Genomic DNA, 14,385 nt, shown 5'->3' with positions numbered 1-14,385 from the left:
ATCCTTTTAATATTGGTGTTAAAAGATAAGCTAAAATTATAATGTTTATGAGAATTTGCAAACGGATCTCATCTCTTGCATTTGTTTATAAAACGATCATTTTGATTTATTTTCTTCTAAAACACCCCAAAATAGAGAAGTTGACGAGCTTAAGATTGTAGTATTCGAAAAATCAGTAGTTTAGTTAAACCAATACGATAAGCAAGTATACCGTGTTACTAATGAAAGAGGACCTGATATGAACGTCAGGTCCTCTTTCACTATATATAATTATTTCACTGCTTCTTTCAGCTCTTTTCCAGCTTTAAATATCGGCGCCTTAGCAGCAAAAAAACTTGTAGGAATCATTATCTAGCGTTTTATTCTTCTCTACCGATTTAACTTCTCGACAGCTTCCGCACTTGTATCTACACGTTTAACGAAAAAAACTAATAGTAGTGCAACAACATTCATGCCAAGCGCTACATAGAATGAATATTGAATTCCGGATAATAAAGCCTTCTGAGTTACTATTGCCTTCGTAGCCTCTGTGAAGGTTGTTGGATCTATATCAGACATTAAACTTTCAGCTTTTGTTTTTGTTACAGAGTTCATAATCGTAACAAGAATAGCAGTACCAATCGAACCGGACACTTGTTGAGCTGTATTATTAACAGCTGTACCGTGCGGATTTAAGCGCGTTGGCAATTGATTGAGGCCATTTGTCATAAGTGGCATCATCACCATCGCCATCCCAAACATCCGCAATGTGTAAATAAGAATAATATGTGTGTGACTAGAGTCGATTTGCAGGTTTGCCAGCATATAAGTTGAAACAGCTGTAATGGAAAGCCCTACTATGCCAAGAATCCGAGGGCCATATTTATCAAATAATTTACCTGTAATTGGTGACATAATCCCCATTATTACCGCACCTGGAAGCATCATCAGCCCAGAGCTCAGCGGTGAAATACCGCGGACGTTTTGTACATAAGCTGGTGTTAAAATCATCCCCGAAAACATGGCCACTGCGTTGACAATTGCAATTACAGACGCAAGTGCAAACATTGGGTACTTGTAAACACGTAAATCCAATAACGGCTCATCCATTTTTAATTGGCGGATAATAAAAGCAATTAGGGCAATAGCGCCTATGATTAAGGTTGTTAAGACAACTTTATTTGTCCAACCATCGGAGCTTGCAGAACTGAATCCATATAACAAACCGCCAAAACCGACAGAAGATAATAGTAATGAGAGATAATCAAGTTTTGCATTTTTGTTTTGTTTCATGACATTCTCAGATTTCCAAATCCCTAACAGTAAGCTAATGATTGCTAACGGTAAAATCATTTCAAAAAGCAAACGCCAGTCATAATACTCTACAATATAACCTGATAGTGTCGGTCCAATTGCTGGAGCTGTAATCATAACTAGTCCAAAAATCCCCATTGCTGTTCCCCTTTTTTCTCTTGGAAAGCTTACTAGCATAATATTCATTAACAAAGGCCCCATAACTGAAGAGCCTGCCGCTTGAACCATCCGACCAGTAAGTAATAAACCAAAATTCGGCGCTACAGCTGCTAAGGCAGTACCAAGAATAAAAATCACCATAGATGTAATGAATAGGCTTCTATTCGAGAAACGCGTTATTAAAAATGCTGATGCCGGAATTAATATACCACTTACAAGCATATACCCTGTAGAAAGCCACTGGATCGTTGAATAATCTTGAATGTCTAAATCTTTCATTATTGATGGCAAGGCTACATTTAAAAGCGAGTTATTTAGAAATGAAACAAATGCCCCAATAAAAAGGATTACAAGCATTAAATATGGTGGTTTTCTTTTATGTAATGTTTCACTCATATATTTAATTGCCCCTTCATTATAAATTTCATTGATTCGTTTAAATCGTTTACATATTTGCACAAGAAAACATTACCCTTGCAGTATTTTGCCAAACTCTTCGAATGGATATTCTCTTTTTAGCAATTCCACTTGCCCAACATAACATTTTAAAATCTTTTTTTTGATTAAACCTTTATAAAAACGTTTGTTAACGGAATTTAAATTAGGCTGAAATATATAAAAGAAGCGACTGAAAATACCCTTCTAAAATAAAGTGAAACTTTAAATCAACAAGGCCACACACCCATTCCTTTAAATACAGGCTTGTAGATCTAGTTATGTAACCATCCATAAAAAGGAATATTACATAGGCTAAGTCTAACATTACATTTTTAAAGTGAGGAGAATAAGCGTATGCACCAATATTGGTATTTGAATTCAAAGGGAAACGGGGAACAATATACTAACCAAATTTCATTATATTCACAGCCCGAAATAACTAAATCTGAGGTAATGAATGATTTGAAGATTCCTGAGAATTGGAGTTACCGAGTCTATCCAGTTAGTTGGGATTCATCAGCCAATTATACGGGATTCACTCCCCAACCCCCTCCCTTCTCTTGGGGGGAACCAATCAATTATGCAGGGATAATGCCACAAGGTCACCCTACTAATTGGCCTCCATTACCAGGTCATGCAGGTTTTAATTTTCAAAAACCTCCCTTCCCCTGGGCCCAACCATTCAATCATACAGGGATGTTCGCACAAGGTCATCTTGCCGCTTTATTATCGCCGCCAGCTAAGCCTTTTCATATCAATACCAATAACTCGGGTGTTTTTGGAAACCCTCCAGGATGGGGTAGTCCGTGGGCCCCAATGGGATGGGGAAATAACGGAGGTAACGGTCAGCTAGGAATGCTTGGAAACTTATTTACAGCAGGAAAAGGCACCATGAGTGGAATAGGAATGATTAGTAGTCTAATCGGGATGGGGAAGTTCTTCTTTTAGTTAATTAAAGTGATAGAATTGATCCGCAACTCAAATATTCCAGTATATAACAAAAAAAGCATTGGATACCCAATGCTTTTACACTTACGCAAATAAAGACGTATTCGCATATAAAGCTGGTGAACCACCTGAATGTACGAATAAAATGTTGTCTTCTTTATTAAATGTCCCTTTTTTAATTAAGTCGATTAATCCCGCTACCGCTTTACCTGTATACACTGGATCAAGTAAAATACCTTCTGTTTTCGCAAGTAACTGAACTGCCTCTACCATTTCCTGCGTTGGTAACGCATAGCCTGGTCCTACATATTGATCAAAGCACGTAACAGCGTCGCGCGAGATAAAGTTTGGAATACCAACGTGTGCTGAAGTTTCATCTACAAGTTTTGCTACTTTCTCTTCTTGCTCAGCTTTTCCTCTACTTACGTTGATTCCAATTACAGGAATGTGGCTTTGTGTTCCAGCAAAACCAGTAATTAAACCAGCATGCATACCGCCGCTACCACTTACACAAACAACTGAACTGAAATCAATTCCTTGCTCAAATGATTGCGCCATAATTTCTTGCGCACAAGCAACGTATCCCATTGCGCCCGTAGGATTTGATCCACCAACTGGAATTACATATGGTGTATTACCTTTTTCACTAACTTCTTTCGCTACTTTATGCATCTCTTCCATAAGATCTGCCCCGTTTGGTACAACAATTACATTTTCAGCACCTAGTAAATGATATAAGAAATAGTTTCCGTTAAAGTCTGGCTTCTCTTCTGGTTCAAGCCCTTCTTCTAATACAAGGATACATTTCATTTTTTCTTTTACCGCAGCTGCCAGTGTTAGACGGCAATGGTTTGACTGAATACCACCAGCTGTAATTAACGTATCTGCACCTTTTGCCTGTGCATCCGCAACTAGAAACTCTAACTTTCTCGTCTTATTACCACCAGCTGTTAAACCAAGTAAATCATCTCGTTTAAAATAAATAGTCGGCCCACCAAGTACTTCAGAAAAATTGTTTAATTTTTCAATTGGTGTATATGACTCTGTATATTTTTTTCTCGGGAATTTAGCTAAATTCATTGTAACGCTCCTTTTGTACTTCTTTCACAATATATGTAACGTTACTATTATTACACGTAAAAATGGTGAAGTCATCTTTCTGGGTTAAAAATGTATTAGAATTTCGTTTTGATAAGTAAAACCGTATTAATGATTTTAACTTAATTACGGTACATGAAATTTATATCAACGATTTTTTAAATATATCGTTCATTACTTACAATATATCAACGATTTTTTAAATATATCGTTCATTACTTACAATATATCAACGATTTTTCAAATATATCGATCTAACGACAAAAAACGACAGACAGGCAACCCCTTTCTCATCAACAAAAAAAGAGCCCACACATTCAAATGCAGACTCCCTCCAATCACTTATTTATCGAAAAACGAAGTAACTGTGTTAATCCCGGCTCTAAATTCATTTCGCCTTTATGACGTACGTGTACAATTTTGTCCCCATCAAATTTTGGTGGGTTTCCTGGATTATACGTATTCCACTCACTCGTTCCTTCTACAGAGTACTCCATATATTCCGTTGCACCGACAATTACATTTTTACTATCGTCAGCTGTTATATTTGGTGCCATTTGTGCGACTTTCGCATCACTAATTAATAGCTTCTTTATATCCTTATCACGTTTATAGTCGTAAGCTGTTACAATTACATCGTTACCATATGCTTTCACTTGTAGCCCTTGTTTAAATGAATAACCATCAGGAGCAGTTTTCTCTCCGCCATTTGGTCCAGCCGACATCCATCCTGTTTCAATTCCGCCTGTATTTACAACAGTAAATCCTTTTTTATCTCCGCCTGCAATTTTCTTTTTACTAGCCCAGTCTGGCAAGTTTAAATCCCAATGCGTATGACTCGTGAAGAAAACAACTTGCGGATAGTCTTTTAATATATCATACAACTTATCGACGTTTAAATAATCTTGTAAGTACGGTGATTGTCTTGATCCAGATACTGTATCAGGTAAAACGTGATGAGAGAAAATGAAAATTGGCTTATTTTTATCTTTTTGACTATATTCTTCTAAATTTTGTTTTAACCAACCTAATTGCTCATCACTCATAAATACTTCATCCCACATTTTTGAATCGTGGTATTTCATATATTTTTCAGTTCCTAAAAATAAAAGCGGATAACCGTCTAATTCTTTTTTATGATACACCTTTTCTTGTCCGCTAAATTGTAAGTAACGGTTGAATAGCGTTTCTTCCGTTACACCATTTGGCCATGTACTTTGAGAGAGCTTCCCATCAACTGTCCATTTACCAGCATAAAACTCATGATTGCCAACAGTTGACCATACATTCTCTGGATGCTTATTTTTGTTTAGCACACGCTTTACATCATCATATTGTGACTGCTGTCCAGTTGGCGTTATATCCCCATTCATAATAAGCGCTCTAGAAAGTGGTGTCACTTTGTTCATATCTTTTAAAACATGATCAAAGTCTCCTAAATCCCCTTGAATATCACTAATAACATTAAAAGTTGTAGCTGATTTTCGAACTTGCTCTTTCCCTTCCGCATGTGCTGAAAACGTCGGCAATAATGCCGCCATAACTGCTAACGAAGCAACTGTCTTTTTCATACAAATTCTCCCCTTAATAAATAATTGTACAAACTGACATGTTCTGATTTCTCTTAGGTGCTTGTCCAATTCACATTATAGGGGGCGATTGTAAATGTAAATGGGTTAAAAAATTAAGTGTTTTTTAAGAGATTTTGTCTTTTCGTTGCACTCCACAATTCGAGATTCGCGCCAATCTAGCTTTCTAGCCTTTAACATTACATAAATGTAAATTTTGATGTTAAATCTTTTCGTTTCATACGTTGTTTTTTATTACTTCTAATTTTCGGGAAAAATCCACTAATTAATAATGTTATAATCCATACCATTATTAGAATAAAATTTATTGTATTACCGGAATTCAAGCTGAAAACTCTCCACAAATAGGCAGCACAAAAAACGAAGATAGCAGTAATAATAAGTAAAAATGTCCTAACTACTAATCCGATGTAGGATTTCTTCTCTTGCTTAAAAATGAAAGTTCTTCTACCTTTGTACAATCTAATTACAAATAGCAGCAAATATACACTAAGTATGGCTCCAATAACAATTGATGTAATGGAATTACTTTTTCTCTGCTCAGCTAGAGAGAAGTAACTTTCAGGTAATTTTCCAGTTTCATGTTCAATCCATGCATGGTAAATATCCTGTCGTAAGTCTATGCCACCTTCACCATTTGTAAGGATTACCAATCCATCCTTTGTATTAGGAATGAAACCATAAAAAGAATGCCAGCCTCGATTGTCACCAGAATGATAAAGTAATTTCCATTGATTAGATAGTTTTTTTTCAAATATACCTAAACCATTCTCCCCTAATACTGGCTTTTGCATTTCTTCAACACGTTCACTTTTAATGACACTATTCCCTTTATTATTTGCATCCATGCTTGCAAGTATCAATGTCATCATATCCGTAACATTTGTCTTGAGACCTGCAGCAGCCTGTTCGGTAAATTGGTAACTAGGGAGCTCTTCTCCAAAATATCCATAAGCTTTCGAAAGGTTATAGTTTTCAGGACGTTGTAAGAATGAACTAGATTTCATTCCTAAAGGTTTCATAATTTGTTCTTCCATATAACGATCAAACGGTATTCCGGTAACCTCTTCCATTACAAGTTGTAAAATTGTATATCCGCCACCAGAGTAAATTGTTTCTGAACCTGGTTTATTGGTAACCTCCACTCGTTCATTAAGCCATCCTTTTCCAGACAGAGATTCCTCAATAGAGTCAAGATGTTTCCCTGGTGCAACCCCAAGATATCCTTTATGTGCAGACAGCCCTGCTGTATGACTTAACAATCTTCTTATTGTGACTTCATTATTATGAAACTCTGAATTAGGTAATTTCCATTTGGTCAGATATTTTCCAACGGGATCATCTAGTGATAAACGACCTTCATCTACAAGATGCAAGATTCCCCACGCTGTAAGGCTTTTAGATATGGAACCAGCTTGAAATAAAGTATCATCACTCACCACTTTTTTTGTCTTTTTATCTACATAACCGTAGTTAAGTGTATAAGCAATACGCCCCTCATGTACAATCCCTATTGCAACCCCTGGTACCTCATAATTCTCTTGCCATTTTGGTACCTGTTCATCCAGCTTTTTTTTGAAATCCTCTATACTCCTATCAGTCAACGTGCCCGATTCTGCCCTCACCACATTTGTAAACCATGCTTCATTCGTAATAAATATACAAATGATGAAACATAAAATACTTTTGCATATTATCGATGCTTTTTGTCTATTCTTCATTTGCTCTACCCCTTTTTTCAGAATATTCTACCCGTCAATCAGAGTACCCCATTCTAATATCCCATTCTATCGATTTTTATTACTTAAACTTACAAAATTGTAATAAAAATCAAAGATCTACTATTGTCCTTTATCTGAGGGCAATGAAATTCATTAACAAGATTGATATGAAGTTATATTTATTGTTTCAGTTAAGGCCCCTAAAATACTAGTTTGGTTAATCAAATAGATATATTCCAAACTACAAAAATTTATAATAGAAAAGGTGGATTTTAGTTTTAATTAGAATTTGACCAAAGTATTGCTGCAAATATTTATTCTATAAAAAGAAGAACCCCACACATTTTGATTAAAATGTGTGGGGTTCTTCTGGCTTCCTTAAATTTTCATGAAAAAGATTGATTATTTTATGTAGCTTACTTAAATAAACGTAGTTTTTATCTTTTCAAATTTTCTTCATTTAATCCGAACAACTCTTGTAAAATAAACCGTCCATCTTTCTTATCAGTACATCATCAAACCAAATTTCACCGCCGCCATACTCTGGCCTTTGAATGTTTACTAAATCCCAATGTATCGGTATTCCCGTTGTCTGCATCATATAATGAATCTCGCATATTATTCATGGATGTAGTATATAAGGATTAAAAACTAGAGCAAACTCTACAGCAAGATAGATTTATTAAATGAAATAATTTTCCTACAGAGCGAAAAAATATTTTTACACTGAATTTTCTGTTTATTTACCCCTTTAAGTTCTATAATTAGGTAGTAATATACTTCACAAAAAAAGGATGGTGCTATGTATATGCAAAAGGAAGAATGGGTTCAAAGATTAAAAGAGGGTCGATATTATGTAACTTCTTATGAAAATATCATGAAAAAGATACACAAACGTCCTAGCCGTATACCTGGGATATTAATTGCATTCGTATTATTGATGATCTTACCAGGAGGATTATTTAGTTATAATGATACAAGTAGTATGTTTATTATGTGGGTCTTTTTAATTGTATTTGTTGCTGCGTGGCCATCTATAATACACGTGTTTAGAAAATTTACTGCTTCTAAATATGACCCTCAGATTCAAGAATATGATCAAAAATTTCAAAGTAGTATACCAATCCCAATTAAGTATTTTTCAGTCAAAAAAATTGATGCATGTATAGTAGCGCTAGAAAGCGGAGCAGCAGATGATTTAAAAGAAGCTTTAGCAATCTGGCAAGTTACTGAAACAAGTACAGTGCAGTATACTTTGTTAGAAGAACAAAATACTCTTTTGAAACAGCAAATACGTACAACAAAACAGGCTGCAAATGCGGCAAGGGATGCAGCAGATGCTGTAGATCAACTCCGCCGTTAGTAATAGAAAACATAAAAGAGATTCCTTCTGACAGTAGCACTCTACCATACTTTCTAATTCAGGACTTTTAACCAACGTGAAAAGTCCTGAATCCGGTTATATCATTAGAAAAAAGACACAGAGATTTCTCCCCATGCCTACTAATCCTCTACTTCTTCACCGCATGCACGTAATGCACCGTCTCAAAAGCTTTTAAATAATCGTTTCGTCCTTCAAAGTATAATATATGAATATCCTCAGGTGATAAATGCTCATAAATGAGTAAGCCCGCCTTCTCTAACAGTGCTTCCATTTCGGTATAAGAAAAACATGATTTCATCGGTTCTCCACCTACTGTAGCCATTTTCACCATATTTTCCACTCGATTGGACAATCCTTTTTCCGTAAATAAGTTTTCATCCGGATAATCGAATACGATAGAGCTTCCCTCTGGAACCATCGCAAATAGACATTCTATTAAACTAGAAAGTTCTTCTTTCGTTAAATAGTACGTAACACCTAATAGACTAAAGAAAGTCTTTTTATTTTCAAATCCTTCATTCCGTAACTGTTCGTAAGAAAATCCTTTCGTAAAATCCATTGAAACAAAATGAAGGTTGTTTGGAATTTCAAGTTCTGCTTCTTTTATTCTCTCCTTCTTAAATCTTTGCGTAGAAGGATGATCCACTTCAAATATTTTTATTTGATTTTCTAATTCTCGATGTCTAAAACTAAATGTGTCTAAGCCTGCACCGAGTATGACGTATTGTGTCGCGCCTAATGCAATTTCATGCAGCAATACTCTTTCACAATACGCCGCGCGTGCCAAAGGTGTTGGGGATAATTGAACTTGTGTAATCCATTTTAATATTTCTTGTGGATTGTCTTGAAACTGCTGTGCAATGTCTGTATCGAAAAAATGTATTCCTTGAACCATATTCGTTTCAATATTGTTACGTTCTTTTTGTGAAATGAAATCTTTCGCTACATAATCATCAAAGATTTTAGGACGATCAAATTCACTATGATACGCTCTTCCGAAAGCTGATACTAGCGACGTTACACTTGCTTCACCTTTTTTCACGCACATACACTCCTTCATTTTGACAAAAAAATAGGGTTCCCCTGGCCAGGAGAACCCTATTATACACTTTATTTTTATATTGGTAAATTATAGCATAAATAAGTTTTTTTGTCAAGTTTCTAGCCTACTACCACTCCGACACTTTGTATATTCTCTGGCAGGAAAACCGTAATTATTTACACAAGTTTTCGAATTATTTATCCAATCTTTTTTGAGCAGTATTAGTATCTTGAGATACTGGTATATGTTCGGTAGCTCTAGATAAACCTGTTTTTGGCATATTAACATAGATTGCTTCAGAAGCGCCTTTTTCTATTTGATACGTTTCGTGAAAAACACCGACACTCCCATTATCTTTAATCTTATTATTATATGATTTCCAAGCATTTGAATGATTTTTTCCGTGAGCATAGTTTACTAATTCATCGAATCCCTTCCAGTATTGAATTAAGACCACCTTTCTCCAACTAAAGAAGAATTCTGTATGTAAGAAACCCCATTGTGGGTTTTGATACAATTCTTTAATCATAGGTCCCATAGCATTAAAAACTGGTATCCACTTCCAAAATTTTAATAGGTTATTAATACGCATACCAATAATAAAAACAACAAATTCTTGATCCTTACTATTAGCTATATGCCTGCCGTTAAAAATTTTAGCTCCCACTTTAATCCCCCTTTTTTTACTGAACATAAATCATGCGCAGCTTCCAAATAAACCATAACACTTTCCCATTAATTTTCCAATCACTTCAACATAGATTTTATGAAAGGCTGTATTTAATAATAAAGGGTATATGTTTTTACCTTTTTATTATTAATATTTGTTTTAAATCTCCTTTTCATCAAGAACATTTTCATAATATATTTCAGTAACGATAGCATTACTGCCTCCTTTCTAAACAGAATATTTTTTTGTAAAACTTTCAGCCCATTGCTACTCAGCCACTTTGCATATCCTCCAGCAGGAAAATTGTCGATTCATACCGAATACCCAAATTATAACAATACAAATGGAGGGCGTCATGAAAAGATTAGTCATCATTACAGTTGGAAAAACACACAGTGGAAAAACTACATTTGCAAAAGCTTTAGAAAAAGAGTTACCCCACTCTTTCGTTATGGATCAAGATAACCAAGCTGAATTTATTAACACGCATTATGAAAAATTACAGCCGGCTGAAGGTGCTAATACATTTAAGCACGGTCTTTCAAAATTCATTGTTGATTATGCGAAAGAACATACAAATTTACACCTTATTATTTGTAATTCCAATCGCAGTAAAAGCGGAAGATTCTATTTACTAAACGAATTATTTCCACAGAATGAATATGTACGCATATTAGTTCATTTTGACATTCCAGATGATGTACTTTACGAAAGAGTGGCTCGAAGCACGCGAAGTACGAATATTTTTAGAGGTGGATATTCTAGTTTCAAAGAAGTACTTGATCGACAACAAACTGAATCACTTCACGATGATGTGGTAGATCCTGTAGAAAACGAGGCTGATTATTTGTTTGTTATTCGCAATAATAAAGATGTAAGCTTTACTATAGAAGAAATTGTTCATCTAGCTAAAGGTTTATCCCCTACCCCCAAATAAGAGATTATAAAAATTACATAATCATAGATTATTATGCAAATCCTTCCTCTAAGCGCCTAACATAGTATATAATAATAAGATAATCTACTTCTATATGCTCATTTTTACACAAAACAGTTCATGCATATGAAAGAAAAGAGGTACAAAAATATGAAAACAAAACAAACAATCGCTGCGTCTACACTAGCTTTAGCAATGATTGCTGGCGCGAACCCTGCTCATGCGGAAGTAAATGATGCTACTCCTCAGCAAAGTACGGGAGATCGATTAGCTGAAATTAAGCAACATAAACAAGAGTTAGATGCGAAATTGCAGCAACACAAAGAAAACGTGGATCAAACATTGAATGAACTTAACAAGGTTAAGGAAAATGTTGATACGAAGGTGAATGAACTACATGAACGTAAACAAGTTGCTGATGAAAAAATTAACGAGATTAAACAACATAAACAAGAGTTAGATGCAAAACTTCAGCAAGACAAACAAATCGCCGAAGATAAAATCGCTGAAATTAAAGAGCATAAAAAACAAGTAGAAGATAAAGTTGCTGAAGTAAAAGAGCATAAGCAAAATATCGATAACAAAGTGAATGAGATTAAAGAACATAAACAAACTGTTGATGAAAAAGTGAATGAAATGAAGCAACATAAAGAGAACATCGATCAAAAGGTTAATGAACTTAAGGAAGTAAAAAAACAAGTAGATGAAAAATTAGCTGAGTTAAAGAAAGCGAAACAAACTGCTGAGGACAAACTTGCTGAGTTAAAAGAAAACAAGCCGAATACTGGTAACACGTTAGAGGAACTTAAGAAAATTAAAGGCAATTTAGACAGTCTTTCCGCTAACTTAGAACTAGCTAAACAAGATGTGAAAAACAAACTAGCTGCATTACAAGAAGCTAGACAAGATTTAATCAATAAAATTAACGAAATTAAACAATCAAAACAAACTGTTTCAGACGATTTATCAAAGAAAAAACAAGACTTAGATATTAAAATCAACGACTTTAAACACACTGAGAAAAAAATTGATGACAAATTAGCTGAGATACATACAACGAAGCAAAATGTTGATAATAAGATTAATGAAGTATCACAGGCTAAACAAACTAATGGTACTAAAAACAATAACGCTAAAGAACTTCCTAACGCTGGTAGCGAGCAATCAAACAATATGGCTCTAGGAATGCTATCTGTATTAGGCGGTGTTTTATTACTTACTCGTAATAAAATTAAAACGTTATTCTCTAAATAAATCCATTAAAAAAAAGGAAACCCGCACATACATGTACGGGTTTCCTTTTTTTATATTAACTGTCCATCTCGAAGCATCAATATACGATCACATACATCAAGCATTCTTTCATCATGTGTAATCATAATTGCTGCTTTTTGGCTCTCTTTCACTTCACGTTTCATCATTTCTACAACTTCACGTGCACGTTTTGAGTCTAAGCTTGCCGTTGGCTCATCCGCTAATATTAAATCTGGGTTGTTCATGAACGCACGAGCGATTGCTACCCTTTGTTTTTCCCCGCCAGATAGTTGATTTGGATAATGATTCTTTCTTTCTCCTAATCCAAATGCCGCTAATAAATGATCTGCACGCTTTTCCGATTCTTGTTTACTTTCTTTTTTCAGATTTGCAATGTAAAGCAATTGTTCTTTCACATTTAAATATGGAACAAGATTTGCAAACTGGAAAATGAAGCCGATTTTTTTCAAACGAATGTCTGTCATTTCCTTCTCTGATAACTGTGTAATATTTTGCTCACGAATGTAAATATCCCCTTTTGATGGTGATAATAATGCACCCGCGATTGATAATAACGTACTTTTCCCTGATCCAGAAGGACCGACGATTCCGATAAATTCTCCGGCTTTCACATCAAGCGATATCGGATGAAGGGCTGTTACTTCCGTATTCCCTTCTCCGTACACTTTACTTACTTTGTCTAATTTTAATAATGAAGTCATTACATCCCGCCTCCAATTGCCTCTAGCGCATCAACTTTTAATACTTGGTATAACGAAATAAGTGTTCCTAAAATACTAATTACGATAAAGATTGCTGCATATTGTGCAATCATCGGTGTTGTTAATAAGAACGGCATACCTGCTGGTAAAATTTGTTCTAACCCTTGTACAAGAACGATACTGATTACCATCGCAACGACTGATAAGAATAACGCCTGCACGACTAAGCTATTTGCTAAATACGAGTTCTTTGTACCGATTGCTTTTAATACACCTAATTGCTGTGTTTTTTGCAGTGTAATGACGTAGAAGAATACACCAATTAGTAATGCAGCGATAACAAGTAAGAATGCAATGATCATTGTTAATGTTCCTTGCTCTTCTTTAAACCCTGGAATACTTTGCAGCACTTCTTTTTTGTCAATTACGTGTGCATTTTTTACTTCTTTATCTGTATTAAGTGCGATTGCACTATAATCTTTTTGGTTTGGTTGTGAAATAGCGCCCCATACGTCTTCATTTACATAAACGACTGGTGTATGGCTAAACATTTGATCTTTCGTAAATCCGACGATTGTAAATTCTTTCTTTGAAACAGGATCGATAATTGTATCCCCAATATCGATTCCTTTTTCTTTAATTGATTCATCAGCAACCATTTCATTATTTGCTGTACCTAATTTCTCACCTTTTACAATGTTCGGTTCTAAAAATGAATCACGTTCACTTGAAAAAATAGCGATATCAACCTTTTTCGAACTATCTTTCTTTTCATACGTTGAAACTTTCACCCGAAATGGAACTGCCTCTTTCTCGTCCACTTGATTTACTACGTTATCTACATCGTCTTTCTTAATTTGTGAACGAAGTAATTTATTTTCCGCATCATCTGCTAAAACGAACTTATTTGCCTCCATATTTTGAATCGATGAAGCATTATCATATGATAATCCATTTGCTAATCCTGAAATAACAAGAACTAAAAATGATAATAAAACCATGATAAGTCCGATTAATCCGTATCTTAATTTTGATTGTTTCAATTCACGCAGAGCTAAAAACATTATGCTCGCTCCTTCCTCTTTCTTTCTATGCACTTATCATAAAAAAGAAATATGAACGGAATATGA

12 protein-coding genes and 1 pseudogene are annotated in these 14,385 nt (G+C 34.9%); 4 read left to right on the top strand and 9 right to left on the bottom strand.

The window, feature by feature from the left end:
• Nucleotides 1–369: 369 nt before the first annotated feature.
• Complete coding sequence (locus tag N2V92_RS18875; RefSeq protein ID WP_016077482.1) at nucleotides 370–1,848, bottom strand: DHA2 family efflux MFS transporter permease subunit; 1,479 nt, start codon at nucleotides 1,846–1,848, stop codon at nucleotides 370–372.
• Between the two features lie 396 nt (nucleotides 1,849–2,244).
• On the opposite strand from N2V92_RS18875, the gene N2V92_RS18870 reads away from it, so the two are divergent.
• Nucleotides 2,245–2,838 carry a hypothetical protein gene (locus N2V92_RS18870; RefSeq protein WP_000554429.1) on the top strand — a complete coding sequence of 198 codons (594 nt, stop codon included), beginning with the start codon at nucleotides 2,245–2,247 and terminating at the stop codon, nucleotides 2,836–2,838.
• Nucleotides 2,839–2,922: 84 nt separating this feature from the next.
• Here N2V92_RS18870 and N2V92_RS18865 read toward each other — a convergent pair whose 3' ends face one another.
• The 4 genes and pseudogenes from N2V92_RS18865 to N2V92_RS18850 form a co-directional block, all read right to left on the bottom strand.
• Entirely contained in the window at nucleotides 2,923–3,918 is a 996-nt protein-coding gene (locus N2V92_RS18865; RefSeq protein ID WP_001046625.1) for a D-cysteine desulfhydrase, read from the bottom strand.
• A 356-nt stretch (nucleotides 3,919–4,274) separates the two neighbouring features.
• Nucleotides 4,275–5,507 (bottom strand): DUF4073 domain-containing protein, encoded by a 1,233-nt coding sequence (locus N2V92_RS18860; protein WP_016077480.1) that lies wholly within the window; start codon nucleotides 5,505–5,507, stop codon nucleotides 4,275–4,277.
• Nucleotides 5,508–5,704: 197 nt separating this feature from the next.
• Nucleotides 5,705–7,246, bottom strand: coding sequence for a serine hydrolase domain-containing protein (locus N2V92_RS18855; protein ID WP_016077479.1), 1,542 nt, complete (start codon nucleotides 7,244–7,246; stop codon nucleotides 5,705–5,707).
• Between the two features lie 437 nt (nucleotides 7,247–7,683).
• Nucleotides 7,684–7,910 (bottom strand): annotated as a pseudogene (locus N2V92_RS18850) (aminopeptidase); the annotation flags it as partial.
• Nucleotides 7,911–8,048: 138 nt separating this feature from the next.
• On the opposite strand from N2V92_RS18850, the gene N2V92_RS18845 reads away from it, so the two are divergent.
• Nucleotides 8,049–8,609 (top strand): hypothetical protein, encoded by a 561-nt coding sequence (locus tag N2V92_RS18845; RefSeq protein WP_016077477.1) that lies wholly within the window; start codon nucleotides 8,049–8,051, stop codon nucleotides 8,607–8,609.
• A 148-nt stretch (nucleotides 8,610–8,757) separates the two neighbouring features.
• On the opposite strand, the gene N2V92_RS18840 is transcribed toward N2V92_RS18845, so the two are convergent.
• Together N2V92_RS18840 and N2V92_RS18835 are read right to left on the bottom strand one after the other, a co-directional pair.
• Nucleotides 8,758–9,678, bottom strand: a complete 921-nt coding sequence (locus N2V92_RS18840) for a class I SAM-dependent methyltransferase (protein WP_080117640.1) — start codon at nucleotides 9,676–9,678, stop codon at nucleotides 8,758–8,760.
• Between the two features lie 187 nt (nucleotides 9,679–9,865).
• A complete protein-coding gene (locus N2V92_RS18835) occupies nucleotides 9,866–10,339 on the bottom strand; it encodes a DUF4188 domain-containing protein (RefSeq protein WP_016077475.1) in 474 nt (157 codons plus the stop codon).
• Between the two features lie 358 nt (nucleotides 10,340–10,697).
• Between N2V92_RS18835 and N2V92_RS18830 the strand changes: the two genes are divergently transcribed.
• Nucleotides 10,698–11,279 (top strand): AAA family ATPase, encoded by a 582-nt coding sequence (locus N2V92_RS18830; RefSeq protein ID WP_000826967.1) that lies wholly within the window; start codon nucleotides 10,698–10,700, stop codon nucleotides 11,277–11,279.
• A 150-nt stretch (nucleotides 11,280–11,429) separates the two neighbouring features.
• A complete protein-coding gene (locus N2V92_RS18825; RefSeq protein WP_000850999.1) occupies nucleotides 11,430–12,533 on the top strand; it encodes an LPXTG cell wall anchor domain-containing protein in 1,104 nt (367 codons plus the stop codon).
• A gap of 50 nt (nucleotides 12,534–12,583) precedes the next feature.
• Here N2V92_RS18825 and N2V92_RS18820 read toward each other — a convergent pair whose 3' ends face one another.
• Both N2V92_RS18820 and N2V92_RS18815 read right to left on the bottom strand, forming a co-directional pair.
• On the bottom strand, nucleotides 12,584–13,255 hold the full coding sequence (locus tag N2V92_RS18820) for an ABC transporter ATP-binding protein (protein WP_000202598.1): 672 nt from the start codon (nucleotides 13,253–13,255) through the stop codon (nucleotides 12,584–12,586).
• Nucleotides 13,255–14,319, bottom strand: a complete 1,065-nt coding sequence (locus N2V92_RS18815) for an ABC transporter permease (protein WP_000477741.1) — start codon at nucleotides 14,317–14,319, stop codon at nucleotides 13,255–13,257. The genes N2V92_RS18820 and N2V92_RS18815 overlap by 1 nt, the downstream gene beginning before the upstream one ends.
• Nucleotides 14,320–14,385: the final 66 nt, after the last annotated feature.

Source organism: Bacillus sp. CH_48 (genome assembly GCF_038008465.1).
GTDB lineage: Bacteria > Bacillota > Bacilli > Bacillales > Bacillaceae_G > Bacillus_A > Bacillus_A thuringiensis_S.
This window is presented reverse-complemented; position numbering and strand designations above follow the sequence as displayed.